We start from the raw sequence: 15,445 nt of genomic DNA, 5'->3' as shown, positions 1-15,445 counted from the left end.
GCCGGGATTCGGGCCATTCCCCGCCAAAGCCCCAAGTTGGAGAGGATCATGGCTGTCAAGGTAGCGATCAACGGTTTTGGCCGGATCGGCCGGAACGTTCTGCGGGCGATCATCGAATCGGGCCGCACCGACATCGAGGTGGTGGCGATCAACGATCTCGGCCCCGTCGAGACCAACGCCCACCTGCTGCGCTATGACAGCGTCCACGGCCGCTTCCCGGCCCAGGTGACGGTTGCGGGCGACAGCATCGACGTCGGCCGCGGGCCGATCCGCGTCACCGCCGAGCGCGACCCGGCCGCGCTGCCGTGGGACGACGTGGACGTAGCGATGGAATGCACCGGCATCTTCACCGACGGCGCCAAGGCTGCCATCCATCTGAAGAACGGCTCGAAGCGCGTCCTGGTCTCGGCCCCGGTCTCGGGCGAGTGGAGCACGGACCGCGCGCTGAAGACCATCGTCTTCGGCGTGAACCACGACACGCTGGAGTCCGGCGACCACGTGGTCTCGAACGCGTCCTGCACCACCAACTGCCTCTCGCCGGTGGCCAAGGTGCTCAATGACCGCATCGGCATCGCCAAGGGCTTCATGACCACCATCCACGCCTATACCGGCGACCAGCCGACGCTGGACACGATGCACAAGGACCTCTACCGCGCCCGCGCCGCGGCGATGTCGATGATCCCGACCTCGACCGGCGCCGCGAAGGCCGTGGGCCTCGTGCTGCCGGAGCTGAAGGGCAAGCTCGACGGCGTGGCGATCCGGGTGCCGACGCCCAACGTCTCGGTCGTGGACCTGACCTTCGAAGCCGCGCGCGACACGTCGGTCGAGGAAATCAACGAGGCGATCCGCAACGCCGCCGACCAGGGACCGCTGCAGGGCATCCTCGGCTACACCGATGAGAAGCTGGTCTCGATCGACTTCAACCACGACCCGCGCAGCTCTATCTTCCACCTCGACCAGACCAAGGTGATGGAGGGCCGCATGTGCCGCATCCTGACCTGGTACGACAACGAGTGGGGCTTCTCGAACCGCATGTCCGACACCGCCGTGGCGATGGGCAAGCTGATCTGAGCCCGGCGACATGCGGGCTGAAGGGGGGTCGCGGCGACGCGGCCCCTTTTTCATTTCCGTCGTCGTGAGATCCGGTGCTGCCGTTCGCGGGCGGCGGCGCCGGGCAGCGGCCTTAGAAGCCGCAGGCGTTCTTGGTCAGGCGGCGGGCATTGGCGCGGGTGCGCAGGCCGTAGGGCCTCATCGCCGCGGCCAGCACCTCGTCGGCACGGGCACCGCGTCCGGCGGCACGCATCGCGGCCCGCATCGACGCAGCCGCAGCATCCTGTTTCTCGGTCACCATGCGTGCGTTTTCGCCTGCGGATTGCGGCAGCATGCCCATCATCGCGGCGGTTCGCAGGCCGATGACCATCTGGGCTTCGAGGCCCATCTGGACCATCTGCCCCCAGAGCGCCCACGGGTTCGCAACCATCATACCGATTCCCTTCGATTCCTGTAATTCTGCCGGACAGGCTGCATCCGATCCGCGCCCGAGACCAACCGTAACTTTCCGAAAACCCGCTTGGTTTCACCAAAACGTCGCGTTACGAGGCCATCATGTACGATCGCCTCGTCCTCCGCCGCCCCGATGATTGGCACCTGCACCTGCGCGACGGCGCGATGCTGGCCGCCGTGGCGCCCAGTTCCGCCGCTTTCGGCCGCGCGATCATCATGCCGAACCTGGTCCCACCGGTCGTGACCGGCGCCCAGGCCCGCGCCTATCGCGACCGCATCCGCACCGCCCTGCCCGAAGGCGCGGCGCTGCACCCGCTGATGACGCTCTACCTGACCGAGGGCTCGGACCCCGCCGACATTCTGGCCGCCCATGCCGAGGGGCTGATCGCGGCGGTGAAGCTCTACCCCGCCGGGGCGACGACCAATTCCGACAGCGGGGTGCGCGACTTCGACCGCGTGCGCCCCGTGCTGGAGGCGATGGCGGGCGCGGGCGTGCCGCTGCTGGTCCATGGCGAGGTCACGGACCCGGCGGTGGACATCTTCGACCGCGAGGCGGTGTTCCTCGACCGCGTTCTCGACCCGATCCGCCGCGCCACGCCGGGGCTGCGCGTGGTGCTGGAGCATGTGACCACGAGGGACGGCCTCGACTACGTCCGCGCGGGCGGGCCGGACATGGGCGGCACGATCACCGCGCATCACCTCGTCATCAACCGCAACCACATCCTCGCCGGCGGCATCCGCCCGCATTACTACTGCCTGCCCGTAGCCAAGCGCGAGACGCACCGCCGCGCGCTCGTGGAGGCGGCGACGGGCGGCGAGACCTGCTTCTTCCTCGGCACCGATTCCGCCCCCCATCCCGACCACGCCAAGGAAAGCGCCTGCGGCTGCGCCGGATGCTTCACCGCGCCGGTGACGATGCCGCTGCTGGCGGCGGTCTTCGAGGCCGAGGGCGCGCTCGACCGGCTCGAGGGCTTCGCATCGCTCCACGGCCCCGCCTTCTACCGCCTGCCGCCGAACGAGGACCGCATCGCGCTCGTCCGCCGGGACGTGCCTTTCGCCGCGCCGTCGCATATCGACGCCGGCGGTGAGTCGGTCACGGTCTTCGACCCGGGCCAGCCACTCTACTGGCACCCCGAGGAGGCGGAATGAGCACGGGTTTCCTGAGCCGCGAGGAGATCGCGCGGCTGACCGCACGGATGCTGATCGAGGTCCGCGCGGTCCTCTTCAACGCGGCCGAGCCCTTCACCCTGGCCTCGGGGCTCAAGGCGCCGACCTATATCGACTGCCGCCGCCTCATCAGCTTCCCGCGCGTGCGCGGCACGCTGATGGATTTCATGGTGGCGACCGTCCTGCGTGACGCGGGCTTCGAGGCCTTCGACAGCGTCGCCGGCGGCGAGACCGCGGGCATCCCCTTCGCAGCCCTGGTGGCCGAGCGGCTCGGCCTGCCGATGACCTATGTGCGCAAGAAGCCCAAGGGCTACGGCCGCAACGCCCGGATCGAGGGCGTGATGGCCGAGGGCGACCGGGTGCTGCTGGTCGAGGACCTGACCACCGACGGCGGCTCGAAGCTCTCCTTCGTGGACGCGATCCGCGACACCGGCGCCTCCTGCGGGCATACGGCGGTGATCTTCTATTACGACATCTTCCCCGAGACCGCCGAGCGGCTCGACGGCCATGGCGTGAAGCTGCACCACCTCTGCACTTGGTGGGACGTGCTGGCCGAGGCCCGCGCGCAGGGCGCGTTCGACACCGAGACGCTGGACGGCGTCGAAGCCTTCCTGCGCGATCCGCGGGGCTGGCAGTCGGCGCGGTGACGCCCGGCGAAACTGTCCACAGCTTCTCCACCGGATATCCCGATGGCGGGCCCGCGCGGGCTGTGGGATAAGGCACCGACCGACGCGGGACTGAACCGCGCGGGCGGCGGGCGCGGACAGGAAGGACAGCGACATGGGTGAGGCGCGGGCGGTGCAGCTGCGGCCGGCGGGCGGCGCGGCATTCGGAGAGCAGACGGGTTCCGAGACCGAGGCCACCATCCCCTTCTCGATCGAGGCCGAGCAGCAGCTGATCGGCGCCGTGCTGACCAACAACGACGTCTATGAGCGGGTGAGCCAGATCGTCTCCGGCGAGCATTTCTACGACCCGGTCCATGCCCGCATCTGGGAGCTTTGCGCGCAGCGCATCACCGGCGGCTTCCTCGCCAGCCCGGTGACGATCAAGGCCTTCATGGAGGACGACGCCGGCCTCAAGGAGTTGGGCGGCCCGGCCTACCTCGCGCGGATGGCGGCGGCGGCGATCTCGCCCTATGCCGCGCGCGATTACGCCCAGATGATCCGCGAATTCGCCATGCGCCGCGACCTGATCGCGCTCGGGCAGGACATCAGCGCCCGCGCCGCGAAGGTCAGCGTCGAGGAGGACGCGGCCGAGCAGATCAAGACCGCCGAGCAGGTGCTCTACCGCCTCGCCGAGCAGGGCGTGGCCGAACGCGGCTTCCAGAGCTTCCTGAAGGCCGCCGCCGACGCGGTGCGGGTCGCGGGTGCTGCCTATGAACGGGATGGGGGGCTGTCCGGCACGCCCACGGGCCTGAAGGACCTCGATCACCGCCTGGGCGGGCTGAACCCCTCGGACCTGCTGATCCTTGCCGGGCGGCCGTCGATGGGAAAGACCTCGCTCGCCACCAACATCGCCTTCAACGTCGCCAAGGCCTACCGCGAGGGCACCGACGATGCCGGCCAGCGGCAGGTGCTGGGTGGCGGCGTGGTCGGCTTCTTCTCGCTCGAGATGTCGGCCGAGCAGCTCGCCACCCGGATCCTGTCCGAGGCCGCCGAGGTCGCGTCCGAAAAAATCCGCCGCGGCGACCTGTCGGAGGACGAGTTCCGCAAGTTCCTGCAGGCGGCGAGCGATCTGCAGAAATGCCCGCTCTATATCGACGACACGCCCGCTTTGCCGATCAACCAGCTCGCCGCGCGGGCGCGGCGGCTGAAGCGGACGCATGGCCTCGACGTGCTCTTCGTGGACTACCTGCAGCTGCTGCGCGGGACGGGTAAATCCGACAACCGCGTGAACGAGGTGTCCGAGATCACGCAGGGCCTCAAGGCCATCGCCAAGGAGCTGAACATCCCCGTCATCGCGCTGAGCCAGCTCTCGCGTCAGGTCGAGAACCGCGAGGACAAGCGCCCGCAGCTGTCCGACCTGCGCGAATCCGGCTCGATCGAGCAGGACGCAGATGTGGTGATGTTCGTGTTCCGCGAGGAATACTACAAGGAGCGCGAGAAGCCTGCCGACCACGACCTCGAGGCGATGGCCAAGTGGCAGCAGGTGATGGAATCCTGCCACGGCAAGGCCGAGGTCATCATCGGCAAGCAGCGCCACGGCCCCATCGGCACGGTGGAGTTGGCCTTCGAGGGGCAGTTCACGCGCTTTTCCGACCTCGCGCGGCAGGCGCCGCAATGGGGTTGACCGGGCTTCCGGCACCGGCCGTCACGATCCTTCTGCTGCTCGGCTCGAACGTCTTCATGACCTTCGCGTGGTATGGGCACCTGCGCTTCAAGGCGGCGCCCCTTGCCCTCGTGGTTTTCGTCAGCTGGGGCATCGCCTTCTTCGAATACGTCCTGCAGGTCCCCGCCAACCGCATCGGCCACGGCGCGCTGACCGCGGCGCAATTGAAGACCATCCAGGAGGTCATCAGCCTCTCGGTCTTCGCGGTCTTCTCATGGCTCTGGCTGGGCGAGCGGCTCGGCTGGCAGCATGGCGTCGGCTTTGCGCTGATCTGCCTCGGCGCATGGTTCGTGTTCCATGACTGGGGTTGAGCCGGGCGCCTTCGCGGCCGCCACGCGGCCCTTCCGGCGGCCGCCGCGGCTCATCACGCTGGTCGCGCTGACGGCGCTGGCGGCGCTGTCGATGAACGTGTTCCTGCCGTCGCTGCCCGGCATGGCGCGGGATTTCGGCGTCGATTACGCGGTGATGCAGCTCTCGGTCTCGGCCTATCTGGCGGCGGGGGCGGTGCTGCAGTTCGTGGCCGGGCCGATCAGCGATCACATCGGCCGCCGGCCGGTGACGCTCGGCTCCATCGTCATCTTCCTGCTGGCGACGCTGGGCACGATCCTCGCCACCACGGCGACGATGTTCCTGTTCTTCCGCATGATCCAGGCGGTCATCACCGCAGGCATGGTGCTGTCGCGGGCGGTGGTGCGCGACACCGCGCCGCCCGACCAGGCGGCGAGCCGCCTCGGCTACGTCACCATGGGCATGTCGGTCGTGCCGATGATGGCCCCGGCGATCGGCGGCGTCCTCGACGAGGCGTTCGGCTGGCGGGCCAACTTCGTCATGCTGGGGGCGGTGGGCGTGCTGGTGCTGATCTGGGCGTGGCACGACATGGGCGAGACCGTCGCCGACGGCGGCACCAGCCTGCGCGAGCAGGCGCGCGGCTATCCGGTGCTGTTCGGCTCGCCCAGCTACTGGGGCTATGTCGGCATCGCCACCTTCGGTTCGGGGACGTTCTTCGCCTATCTCGGCGGCGCGCCCTTCGTCGGCAGCAGCGTCTTCGGCATGTCCCCCTCCGAGGTCGGCTACTGGTTCGCCGCGCCCTCCTTCGGCTACCTCCTGGGCAACTTCCTCTCGGGCCGGTTCTCGGGCCGGGTCGGCATCAACCGGATGATCGTCGCCGGCGGGGCGGTGACGCTCGCGGCGGTGCTGCTGTCCCTGGCGATCGACCTCGGTGGAGGGACGGTGCCGCTGAGCTTCTTCGGCACTGTGGTGCTGATGGGGATCGGCAACGGCATGGTGCTGCCGAACGCCAATGCCGGGATGATGAGCGTGCGGCCCGATCTGGCCGGGACCGCGGCGGGCCTGGGCGGCGCGCTGATGGTGGCGGGCGGGGCCGCGCTCGCGGCGCTGGCCGGGGCGCTGCTGGTGCCCGGTGCGGGGGCTACGCCGCTGGTGGCGATCATGGCCGTTTCCGCGGCGGCGTCGCTTGCGTCGATCCTGCTGGTGCGCCGCGGCTGAGAGCGGTCAAGCGCCGCGTGGTCGCTACGGGATGCGTCACGCGCGCGATGCCGCCGACGCTCGCCGCAGAGCGGCGTCATTCCGCCGACTTGCGGCCCGATTTTTAGGGAACCGTTGCGGCCAAAGCACAGGTGCTGTTTACCGCTTTCAGGTTCCCTGCCGCGCCCGCGAAGAAGGCTGCGCCGGATCCGACCAACGGACCCAAAACGGACAGTGACGACCTTGCCGCTTCGTATCGCATACCGCCTGAACGCCGTCCTCGAAGGCTGGCTGCCTGAACAGCGCCTGTTTCTGAAGTCGGAGCGCTCCACGCGGTTTGTGCGCCTGCGGCCCGGAACCCAGCTCGTGGCCCTCGGCGGCACCGCGCTGGTCTTCGGCTGGGCGATCCTCGCCACCGCCGTTCTCGCCATCGACGCGATCAGCGCCGGCAGCGCCCGCGACCAGATGGCCCGCGCCAACGGCGCCTTCGAGGAGCGGCTGGACGCGCTGGCCGCCGAGCGTGACACGCGCGCTTCCGAGGCCGCTGCGGCGCAGGCGCGCTTCGCCACGGCGCTCGAGCAGGTGTCGCGCATGCAGAACGAACTGCTCGCCTCGGAGGAGCGGCGGCGCGAGCTGGAGACCGGTCTCGAGGTGGTGCAGGCGAGCCTGCAGGACGCCCTCGCCGCCCGTGCTTCCGATGCGGTCGCCCTTGCCGCCGACCAGCCGGCGCAGGCCGACCGCTCGGAAGAGATCAGCGTCGCCCTCGACATCCTCTCGGGCGAACTCGACGGCGCCGCCGAAGGCCGCGCGCTGGCCGAGGCCGACGCCGCCGAGGCCCGCCGTCAGGCCCAGCAGATCGCGGTCGAGCGCGACGCCATCGTTGCCCGTCACGACGAGATCTTCGCCCAGCTCGAGGCCGCGGTCGAAGTCTCGGTCGAGCCGCTTCAGAAGATGTTCGAATCGGCCGGCGTCGACGCCGACCGGCTGCTGCGGACCGTGCGCTCGGGCTATTCCGGCCAGGGCGGGCCGCTCGAGCCGATGTCCTACTCGTCGCGGGGCAACGCCGCCATCAGCCAGGGCGAGGCGCGGGCGAACGACATTCTGATCTCGCTCGACCAGATCAATACCTACCGCATCGCCGCCGACAAGATGCCGCTGGCCATGCCGGTGCAGGCCGCCTTCCGCTACACTTCGGGCTTTGGCGCCCGCTGGGGCCGCCAGCACGCGGGGATCGACATGGCCGGCCCGGTCGGCACGCCGATCTACGCCACCGGCGAGGGCACCGTGACCTTCGCGGGCTGGCAGCGCGGCTATGGCAACGTCATCAAGATCCAGCACGAGCTGGGACTCGAGACCCGTTACGGGCACCTGAACAAGATCCATGTCCGCGCCGGCCAGCAGGTCTCGCGCGGGGCGCGGATCGGTGATATGGGCAACACCGGACGGTCCACCGGCCCGCATCTGCACTACGAGGTGCGCGTCAAGGGAACCGCCGTCGATCCGCTCAGCTTCATCAAGGCAGCCCAGAATGTTTTCTAAGACGCGCGTGACCGAACCCGGCCCCCGCAGCGCCGGCGCCCCCGAGCCGGAGCCCTATCGGCCCCTCGCCGACGACCCGGCCCCCGGCAACGTTCCGGCAACCACGCGCGGCCGCGCGACCCCCTCGGTCCTCTCGGCCGACCTGACCGTCACCGGCAACATCAAGACCCAGGGCGACGTCCAGATCGAGGGCCAGGTCGAGGGCGACATCCGCGCCCATCAGCTGACCGTGGGCGAGAGCGCCACCATCCGCGGCGAGATCGTGGCCGAGGACATCGTCGTGAACGGCCGCGTCGTCGGCCGGGTGCGCGGCCTGAAAGTGCGCCTGTCGGCCACCGCGCGGGTCGAGGGCGACATCATCCACAAGACCATCGCGATCGAATCGGGCGCGCATTTCGAGGGCTCGGTGCAGCGCCAGGAGGACCCGCTGGCGACCAACGGCCAGCCCCGCCTCGCGCCGCCGAAGGCGAAAGCCGAGGGCGAGCCCGGCTGAGCCGCGCGGCCGCAGGTTTCGAGGGCGCCCCGAGGGGCGCCCTTTTTCGTTCAGGCGTCCTCGGGGATCAGCTCCCGATACATGTGCCAGCTTGCATGGCCGAGGATCGGCAGCACCACGAACAGGCCCAGAAACAGCGGCAGCATCCCCGCGAGCAGCAGCACCGCGATTACCGCCGCCCAGACGAGCATCACGACTGGGTTCCCAGCCACCGCCTCGAAGCTGGCGATGATGGCCGAGATGAAGTCCACCTCGCGGTCGAGCAGCATCGGAAGGCCGACCACGGTGATGCTGAACAGGGCCGCCGCCATGACCGCGCCGATGCCGGTGCCCAGGCCCAGCATGGCCGTGCCGCGCGGCCCGGAGAGGATCTCGAAGGACTGCGAGACATTGGTCATCGCGCCCGGCCCGAGGAACAGCGCGAAGATCGTATGCGCGACGAAGACCCAGAACATGAACAGCAGCAGGATCACCATGGCCATGGATGGCACCTGCCGGTCCTTCTGCGCGAAGACGACGCCGAGGACCGAGCGGCGGTCGAGCGGCTCCCCGGCCTCGAGGCGGCGGCTGACCCCGTAGAGGCCGACGGCGGCGAAAGGCGCGATCAGCGGGAAGCCCACGATGAAGGGCATCAGCCACCAGTCCTGCCCCATCGCGGTCGCCACCGCCGCGAGGACCAGCCCGCCTGCGACGTAGAAACCGGAAAAGGCGAGGCCCCAGGCCGGCGCGCGGCGGAAGTCGCGCAGCCCCGCCCGCAGCGACCGCCCGACCACGCCCATGTCGATGATCGAGGCGGCCGGGATCTCGTCCGGCGTGTCGGGTTGGGGCCCCGGCAGCGGCGCCGGGCCGGGAATCGGGTCCGGCACCGGATCGGGAAACGGGTTCGGCGGGCGTCCGGCCGTGGCGGCGCTGGTCTGGTTCATGCGGGCGTTTCCTCTCTCCCCCTGCGTCACTGTGACGCTAGGGCAGAGTGGCGGCCCGGTTCAACGCCCGCCGTCGAACCGCAGGCGCAGCGCCTCGGAAACCGCCGGGGTCACGAACTTCGACACGTCGCCGCCGAGCCGGGCGATCTCCTTGACCAGCTTGCTGGCGATGGCCTGCCGCCGCGCGTCGGCCATCAGGAACACCGTCTCGATCGAGCTGTCGAGGGCGCGGTTCATGCCGACCATCTGGAACTCGTATTCGAAATCCGCGACTGCCCGCAGACCGCGCACGATCACCGTGGCGCCCACGTCGCGGGCCGAATCGATCAGCAGGTTCTCGAACGGACGGACGACGATCTCGCCCCCGCTCCGCGCGGCGATGGCGCTGCACTCCTCCGAGACCATCTCCACCCGCTCCTCGAGCGAGAACAGCGGCCCCTTGTCGCGGTTGATCGCGACGCCGATCACCAGCCGGTCCACGAGCGCCATGGCCCGCTGGATGATGTCGAGATGCCCGAGCGTGATCGGGTCGAAGGTGCCGGGATAGAAGCCGGTCCGCATGATCGCGCCCTCGCTGGCAGGTCGGCGCCACGAAAACAGCACCTTTGCCGTCTTGGCAACCCGTCAGGCGCCCATGATCATGCCGGTCAGCGCCTCCTTCTCGGCCGACAGCTCCTTCAGACGGCCGCTGACCGCATCGCCGATGGAGACGAGGCCGATCATCACGCCGTCCTCGTCCACGACCGGAAGATGGCGGAACCGGCCCTGGGTCATGCGGTCGAGGATCACGAGGGCGTCGTCCCCGGTGCGGCAGGTCGCGATCGGCGCCGTCATCGCCTCGCGGACGGGGCGGTCGAGCGCCGTGTGCCCCTGCCGCCCGATCTCGCGCACGATGTCGCGCTCGGACAGGATCCCCTCCGGCCGCGCACCATCGCTGGAGACCACGAGCGCCCCGATGCGCTTCTCGGCCAGGATCGCCGTGGCCTCGGCCAGCGTCGTGTCGGGCGACACGGTCGCCACCCGACGCGCGTGGAGGGGCGAGGACTCGGCCTTGAGCGCGAGGATCTGGTTCACCAGCACGGGCTGCTTCCTCCTGTCGCCTGACGGTTCAGGGTTGAACGTGACCGGGGCGCGGGGTTCCGTCAAGCGGGCCTTTTGCGGCATGGCGGACTGCCGCAGATGGGGGCGAGGCCGCGCCCCGGGTGCAGCAACCCCCGCGGGCACGGCACGGCCGGAACCGAGCGACCCCTGCCCATCCCCCTTTCGCCCCGGCCCGCGCGCCCCTACTGTGCCGCGCGACCGAGATCACGGAGGGCATCATGAGAACCATCGGACACTGGATCGACGGGCAGGAGGTCGCCGGCTCGGGTCGCACCGCCGACGTCTACAACCCGGCCACCGGCGAGGTGCAGGCCAAGCTCGCCCTCGCCAGCCGCGAGGAGATGGATCGGGCCATCGCGTCGGCCGGCGAGGCGCAGAAGGCCTGGGGCGCCACCAACCCGCAGCGCCGGGCGCGGGTGATGATGGAGATGGTGCGGCTGCTGAACCGCGACATGGACAAGCTGGCCGAGGCGCTGTCCTCGGAGCACGGCAAGACCCTGCCCGACGCGAAAGGCGACGTGCAGCGCGGGCTCGAAGTGATCGAGTTCTCGATCGGCGCGCCGCATCTGCTGAAGGGCGAGTTCACCGACGGCGCCGGCCCCGGTATCGACATGTATTCCATGCGCCAGCCGCTGGGCGTCGTTGCCTGCATCACGCCCTTCAACTTTCCGGCGATGATCCCGCTGTGGAAACTCGGCCCCGCGCTCGCCTCGGGCAACGCCGCGATCCTCAAGCCCTCCGAGCGCGACCCCACCGTGCCGATGATGCTGGCCGCGCTCTTCAAGGAGGCCGGGCTGCCCGATGGCGTCCTGCAGGTGATGAACGGCGACAAGGAGGCCGTGGACGCGCTGCTCCACAGCCCGGTGATCCAGGCCGTGGGCTTTGTCGGCTCGACCCCGATCGCGCAGTACATCTACGAGGAAGCCGCCAAGACCGGCAAACGGGCGCAGTGCTTCGGCGGCGCGAAGAACCACATGATCATCATGCCCGACGCGGACATGGACCAAGCGGCGGATGCCCTTGTCGGCGCAGGCTACGGCGCCGCGGGCGAGCGGTGCATGGCGATCTCGGTCGCGGTGCCGGTGGGCGAGAAGACCGCCGACGCGCTGATCGAGCGGCTCGTCCCGCGGATCGAGAAGCTGAAGGTCGGCCCCTACACGGCCGGCAACGACGTGGACTATGGCCCGGTGGTGACGAAGGCGGCGCAGCAGAACATCCTGCGGCTGGTCGAGAGCGGCATCCAGCAGGGCGCCGAACTGGTCGTGGACGGCCGCGATTTCAGCCTCCAAGGCTACGAGGATGGCTTCTTCGTCGGCCCGCATCTCTTCGACCGCGTGACCCGCGACATGGACATCTACAAGACCGAGATCTTCGGCCCGGTCCTCTCCACCGTCCGCGCGCAGTCCTACGAGGAGGCGGTCTCCTACGCGATGGACCACGAATACGGCAACGGCGTGGCGATCTACACCCGCGACGGCGACGCCGCCCGCGACTTCGCCAGCCGCATCAACGTGGGCATGGTGGGCATCAACGTCCCGATTCCGGTGCCGCTGGCTTACCACACCTTCGGCGGCTGGAAGCGCTCGGGCTTCGGCGACCTGAACCAGCACGGCCCGGACGCCTTCCGCTTCTACACGCGGACGAAGACCGTCACCTCGCGCTGGCCCTCGGGCATCAAGGAAGGCGGCGAGTTCCACTTCCGCGCCATCGACTGACGAGGCGGGGGCGGCCGCGCGCCGCCCCCTCGCGCCTGTTGCAAAATCCGCTGCAACAGTTGAACGGTAGCCGTCGTCGTCAGCCGTGGGAGGCAGCATGGATTTCGGCTTGAGCGAGGAGCAGCAGGCCATCTTCGACATGGCCCGCGACTTCGGGGCCGAGCATATCGCGCCCTTCTCGCGCGAATGGGAGGCGGCGGGGACGATCCCGAAGGCGCTGTGGGGCAAGGTCGCGGAGCTTGGACTCGGCGGCATCTACGTCTCGGAGGACTACGGCGGCGCGGGCCTCACGCGGCTCGACGCCACGCTGGTCTTCGAAGCGCTCGCGATGGCCGATCCGGCGGTCGGCTCGTTCCTGTCGATCCACAACATGTGCGGCGGCATGATCGACCGCTATGGCTCGGACGAGGACAAGGCGCGGTGGCTGCCGGACCTCACCAGTTTGCGAAAGGTGTTCTCCTACTGCCTGACCGAGCCCGGCAGCGGCTCGGACGCCGCGGCGCTGAGGACGCGGGCCGAGCGCACCAACGAGGGCTGGACCCTCAACGGCACCAAGGCCTTCATCTCCGGCGGGGGCTATTCAGACGCCTATCTCACCATGGTCCGCACCGGCGGCGACGGGCCGAAGGGCATCAGCGCGGTGGTGGTGGAGGCGGGCGCCCCGGGCCTCAGCTTCGGCGCGCTCGAGGACAAGATGGGCTGGCGCGCGCAGCCGACCGCCGAGGTCCAGTTCGACGACTGCCGTATCCCGGCCGGGAACCTGCTCGGCGAGGGAGGGCGCGGTTTTGCCTATGCGATGGCGGGCCTCGACGGGGGTCGGCTGAACATCTCGGCCGGCGCGCTCGGCGGGGCGCAGGCGGCGCTCGACGCGACGCTGGCCTATATGGGCGAGCGGCGGGCCTTCGGGCAGAGCCTCGACCAGTTCCAGGCGCTGCAGTTTCGGCTGGCCGAGATGGAGACGGCGCTGCAATGCTCGCGCATCTTCCTGCGGCAGGCGGCGTGGAAGCTGGATCAGGGCGCGCCCGACGCCTCGAAGTTCTGTGCCATGGCGAAGCTGCAGGTCACGGATGCCGCCTTCGAGGTCGCCAACCAGTGCCTGCAACTGCATGGCGGCTACGGCTACCTCGCCGATTACGGGATCGAGAAGATCGTCCGCGACCTGCGCGTGCACCAGATCCTCGAGGGCACCAACGAGATCATGCGGATGATCGTCAGCCGCGCGCTGCTGACGGAACGCGACCGGGGGACACGCGGCTGATGGACGACCTTGCGATCAGGAAGGACCGCCGGGCGGGCCGGATCACCTTCACGCGGCCGCAGGCGCTCAACGCGCTGACGCATGACATGGCCTTGGCGATCGAGGCGGCGCTGAACGCGTGGCGCAACGACCCGGAAGTGCGCCTCGTCGTCATCGACGCCGAGGGCGAGCGCGCCTTCTGCGCCGGCGGCGACATCGCGGCGCTGTGGCGGGCGGCGAAGGCGGGCGACCACGCGGTCGGCCGCCGCTTCTTCGCCGACGAATACCGCATGAACGCGGCCGTCGCGAACTACCGCAAGCCGGTCGTCGCCTTCATGCAGGGCTTCGTCATGGGCGGCGGGGTCGGCGTCGGCGGCAACGCGCGGCTCCGCATCGTGGGCGACAGCACGCAGATCGCCATGCCGGAGAGCGGAATCGGCCTGATCCCCGACGTGGGCGGCACCTGGCTGCTGTCCCGCGCGCCGGGGCGGATCGGGGAATACCTGGGCCTCACCGGCGCGCGGATGGGTCCGGGCGACGCGATCCATGCGGGCTTCGCCGACCGCTGGCTGCCGGAAGCCGACTGGCCGGAGATCATCGACCGGCTGGCCGAGACCGGCGACGCGTCCGTCGTCCCGCAGGGCCCCGGCCTCGATGCGCCGCTGGAACGGCGCGACCTCTCGGCCTTCGGGCAGGCGACGGTGCCGGAGATCATGGCGGCGCTCGAGGCGGCGGGCGACGAGGAGACGCTGAAGGTGATGCGCAGCAACTCGCCGCTGAGCATGGCGGCGACGCTCAAGATGGTGCGCGCCGCCCGCGGCGACCGGCGGATCGAGCAGAGCCTGAGCCGCGAGCATCGCTTCACCTGGCGCGCGACCGAGGAGGGCGACTTCATGGAAGGCGTCCGCGCGCAGCTGATCGACAAGGACAGAAAGCCCGTGTGGTCGGCCCCCGCCGATCGCGCGAAGGTCGAGGCGATGCTGGCGCCGCTCGGCGCCGACGAGCTGCCCTGGGATGACACGGAGGGTCGGGGATGAGGATCGGATTCATCGGTCTGGGCAACATGGGCGGGCCGATGGCCGCCAACCTGGCCGGGGCGGGCCACGAGGTCCGCGGCTTTGACCCCTCGGCCGAGCCGCCCGAGGGCGTCGCGCGTGCCGCCAGTGCCGAGGAGGCGGTCGAGGGCGCGGAGGTGGTCCTAACCATGCTGCCGAACGGCGAGATCCTGCGCTCGGTCGCCCTCCAGGCGATCCCGGCGATGGCCGAAGGCGCGGTCCTCTGCGACTGCTCGACCGTGGATGTCGAGAGCGCACGCGCGGTCGCCTCGCAGGCCGAGGCGGCGGGCCTCGGCGCGCTCGACGCGCCGGTCTCGGGCGGCGTCGGCGGGGCGGCGGCCGGGACGCTGACCTTCATGGTCGGCGGCGGTGACGCGGCGTTCGAGAAGGTGCGGCCGCTGTTCGAGATCATGGGCCAGAAGGCCGTCCATTGCGGCGAGGCGGGGGCCGGGCAGTCGGCCAAGATCTGCAACAACATGATCCTCGGCGCGACCATGATCGCCACCTGCGAGGCCTTCGCCCTCGCCGACAAGCTGGGTCTGGACCGGCAGAAGATGTTCGACGTGGTCTCGACCTCCTCGGGGTCGAGCTGGTCGATGAACACCTACTGCCCCGCCCCCGGCGTCGGCCCCAGGAGCCCGGCCGACAACGACTACCGCCCCGGCTTCGCCGCCGACCTGATGCTCAAGGACCTGCGCCTGTCGCAGCAGGCGGCCGAGGCGGTCGATGCCGACACGCCGATGGGCGAGCTTGCGATGCGGCTCTACGCCGCCTTCGTCGAGCAGGAAGGCGGGCGGGGGCGTGACTTTTCGGCCATGCTGCCGCGTTTTTCGGCCCGGCGCCGGGATTCGTGAACCCGGCAGGGCAACCGATCCGCGACCGGGCGGGTTCTATTGGCT

Annotated in this window: 16 protein-coding genes; 12 read left to right on the top strand and 4 right to left on the bottom strand. The window is 70.0% G+C overall.

Features of this window, described 5'->3' with window-relative positions:
- Positions 1 to 48: 48 nt before the first annotated feature.
- Positions 49 to 1,071 carry a type I glyceraldehyde-3-phosphate dehydrogenase gene (gene gap, locus GI374_RS01190; RefSeq protein WP_154335182.1) on the top strand — a complete coding sequence of 341 codons (1,023 nt, stop codon included), beginning with the start codon at positions 49 to 51 and terminating at the stop codon, positions 1,069 to 1,071.
- A gap of 112 nt (positions 1,072 to 1,183) precedes the next feature.
- Here gap and GI374_RS01185 read toward each other — a convergent pair whose 3' ends face one another.
- Positions 1,184 to 1,447: an antibiotic ABC transporter gene (locus GI374_RS01185; RefSeq protein WP_229582432.1), complete on the bottom strand. Its 264-nt coding sequence runs from the start codon at positions 1,445 to 1,447 to the stop codon at positions 1,184 to 1,186.
- A 158-nt stretch (positions 1,448 to 1,605) separates the two neighbouring features.
- On the opposite strand from GI374_RS01185, the gene pyrC reads away from it, so the two are divergent.
- The 7 genes from pyrC to GI374_RS01150 all read left to right on the top strand — a co-directional run bounded on the left by pyrC (position 1,606) and on the right by GI374_RS01150 (position 8,515).
- On the top strand, positions 1,606 to 2,652 hold the full coding sequence (gene pyrC, locus GI374_RS01180; protein ID WP_154335180.1) for a dihydroorotase: 1,047 nt from the start codon (positions 1,606 to 1,608) through the stop codon (positions 2,650 to 2,652).
- Entirely contained in the window at positions 2,649 to 3,317 is a 669-nt protein-coding gene (locus GI374_RS01175; protein ID WP_154335179.1) for an orotate phosphoribosyltransferase, read from the top strand. Before pyrC ends, GI374_RS01175 begins: the two co-directional genes overlap by 4 nt.
- Positions 3,318 to 3,450: 133 nt before the next feature.
- Positions 3,451 to 4,959 carry a replicative DNA helicase gene (locus GI374_RS01170; protein WP_154335178.1) on the top strand — a complete coding sequence of 503 codons (1,509 nt, stop codon included), beginning with the start codon at positions 3,451 to 3,453 and terminating at the stop codon, positions 4,957 to 4,959.
- Positions 4,956 to 5,309, top strand: coding sequence for a DMT family protein (locus GI374_RS01165; RefSeq protein ID WP_195759799.1), 354 nt, complete (start codon positions 4,956 to 4,958; stop codon positions 5,307 to 5,309). The genes GI374_RS01170 and GI374_RS01165 overlap by 4 nt, the downstream gene beginning before the upstream one ends.
- Positions 5,296 to 6,504, top strand: a complete 1,209-nt coding sequence (locus GI374_RS01160; RefSeq protein WP_154335176.1) for a multidrug effflux MFS transporter — start codon at positions 5,296 to 5,298, stop codon at positions 6,502 to 6,504. Before GI374_RS01165 ends, GI374_RS01160 begins: the two co-directional genes overlap by 14 nt.
- Before the next feature lie 222 nt (positions 6,505 to 6,726).
- On the top strand, positions 6,727 to 8,022 hold the full coding sequence (locus tag GI374_RS01155) for a DUF5930 domain-containing protein (protein WP_154335175.1): 1,296 nt from the start codon (positions 6,727 to 6,729) through the stop codon (positions 8,020 to 8,022).
- On the top strand, positions 8,012 to 8,515 hold the full coding sequence (locus GI374_RS01150) for a polymer-forming cytoskeletal protein (protein WP_154335174.1): 504 nt from the start codon (positions 8,012 to 8,014) through the stop codon (positions 8,513 to 8,515). The genes GI374_RS01155 and GI374_RS01150 overlap by 11 nt, the downstream gene beginning before the upstream one ends.
- Positions 8,516 to 8,565: 50 nt before the next feature.
- Here the strand turns inward: GI374_RS01150 and GI374_RS01145 are convergent, their stop codons facing one another.
- The 3 genes from GI374_RS01145 to GI374_RS01135 all read right to left on the bottom strand — a co-directional run bounded on the left by GI374_RS01145 (position 8,566) and on the right by GI374_RS01135 (position 10,518).
- Positions 8,566 to 9,438 (bottom strand): DUF2189 domain-containing protein, encoded by an 873-nt coding sequence (locus GI374_RS01145; protein WP_154335173.1) that lies wholly within the window; start codon positions 9,436 to 9,438, stop codon positions 8,566 to 8,568.
- A gap of 60 nt (positions 9,439 to 9,498) precedes the next feature.
- Entirely contained in the window at positions 9,499 to 9,999 is a 501-nt protein-coding gene (gene coaD / locus GI374_RS01140; protein WP_154335172.1) for a pantetheine-phosphate adenylyltransferase, read from the bottom strand.
- Between the two features lie 63 nt (positions 10,000 to 10,062).
- Positions 10,063 to 10,518 carry a CBS domain-containing protein gene (locus GI374_RS01135; RefSeq protein WP_370515080.1) on the bottom strand — a complete coding sequence of 152 codons (456 nt, stop codon included), beginning with the start codon at positions 10,516 to 10,518 and terminating at the stop codon, positions 10,063 to 10,065.
- A 239-nt stretch (positions 10,519 to 10,757) separates the two neighbouring features.
- On the opposite strand from GI374_RS01135, the gene GI374_RS01130 reads away from it, so the two are divergent.
- From GI374_RS01130 to mmsB, 4 genes are all read left to right on the top strand, one after another.
- A complete protein-coding gene (locus GI374_RS01130) occupies positions 10,758 to 12,254 on the top strand; it encodes a CoA-acylating methylmalonate-semialdehyde dehydrogenase (protein WP_154335170.1) in 1,497 nt (498 codons plus the stop codon).
- 97 nt (positions 12,255 to 12,351) lie between these two features.
- Positions 12,352 to 13,512 (top strand): acyl-CoA dehydrogenase family protein, encoded by a 1,161-nt coding sequence (locus GI374_RS01125; RefSeq protein ID WP_154335169.1) that lies wholly within the window; start codon positions 12,352 to 12,354, stop codon positions 13,510 to 13,512.
- The gene (locus GI374_RS01120; RefSeq protein WP_154335168.1) at positions 13,512 to 14,528 is read left to right on the top strand and encodes an enoyl-CoA hydratase/isomerase family protein; all 1,017 of its coding nucleotides are present in this window, start codon (positions 13,512 to 13,514) and stop codon (positions 14,526 to 14,528) included. Before GI374_RS01125 ends, GI374_RS01120 begins: the two co-directional genes overlap by 1 nt.
- The gene (mmsB, locus tag GI374_RS01115; protein ID WP_154335167.1) at positions 14,525 to 15,400 is read left to right on the top strand and encodes a 3-hydroxyisobutyrate dehydrogenase; all 876 of its coding nucleotides are present in this window, start codon (positions 14,525 to 14,527) and stop codon (positions 15,398 to 15,400) included. The genes GI374_RS01120 and mmsB overlap by 4 nt, the downstream gene beginning before the upstream one ends.
- Positions 15,401 to 15,445: the final 45 nt, after the last annotated feature.

This window comes from Paracoccus sp. S-4012, assembly GCF_009674885.1.
GTDB lineage: Bacteria > Pseudomonadota > Alphaproteobacteria > Rhodobacterales > Rhodobacteraceae > Paracoccus.
This window is presented reverse-complemented; position numbering and strand designations above follow the sequence as displayed.

Bases quoted from the DNA above. Each gene is read 5' to 3' on its own strand.
- gap (WP_154335182.1), top strand. From the start codon at position 49: ATGGCTGTCAAGGTAGCGATCAACGGTTTTGGCCGGATCGGCCGGAAC.
- GI374_RS01185 (WP_229582432.1), bottom strand. From the start codon at position 1,447: ATGGTCCAGATGGGCCTCGAAGCCCAGATGGTCATCGGCCTGCGAACC.
- pyrC (WP_154335180.1), top strand. From the start codon at position 1,606: ATGTACGATCGCCTCGTCCTCCGCCGCCCCGATGATTGGCACCTGCAC.
- GI374_RS01175 (WP_154335179.1), top strand. From the start codon at position 2,649: ATGAGCACGGGTTTCCTGAGCCGCGAGGAGATCGCGCGGCTGACCGCA.
- GI374_RS01170 (WP_154335178.1), top strand. From the start codon at position 3,451: ATGGGTGAGGCGCGGGCGGTGCAGCTGCGGCCGGCGGGCGGCGCGGCA.
- GI374_RS01160 (WP_154335176.1), top strand. From the start codon at position 5,296: ATGACTGGGGTTGAGCCGGGCGCCTTCGCGGCCGCCACGCGGCCCTTC.
- GI374_RS01150 (WP_154335174.1), top strand. From the start codon at position 8,012: ATGTTTTCTAAGACGCGCGTGACCGAACCCGGCCCCCGCAGCGCCGGC.
- GI374_RS01145 (WP_154335173.1), bottom strand. From the start codon at position 9,438: ATGAACCAGACCAGCGCCGCCACGGCCGGACGCCCGCCGAACCCGTTT.
- coaD (WP_154335172.1), bottom strand. From the start codon at position 9,999: ATGCGGACCGGCTTCTATCCCGGCACCTTCGACCCGATCACGCTCGGG.
- GI374_RS01130 (WP_154335170.1), top strand. From the start codon at position 10,758: ATGAGAACCATCGGACACTGGATCGACGGGCAGGAGGTCGCCGGCTCG.
- GI374_RS01125 (WP_154335169.1), top strand. From the start codon at position 12,352: ATGGATTTCGGCTTGAGCGAGGAGCAGCAGGCCATCTTCGACATGGCC.
- GI374_RS01120 (WP_154335168.1), top strand. From the start codon at position 13,512: ATGGACGACCTTGCGATCAGGAAGGACCGCCGGGCGGGCCGGATCACC.
- mmsB (WP_154335167.1), top strand. From the start codon at position 14,525: ATGAGGATCGGATTCATCGGTCTGGGCAACATGGGCGGGCCGATGGCC.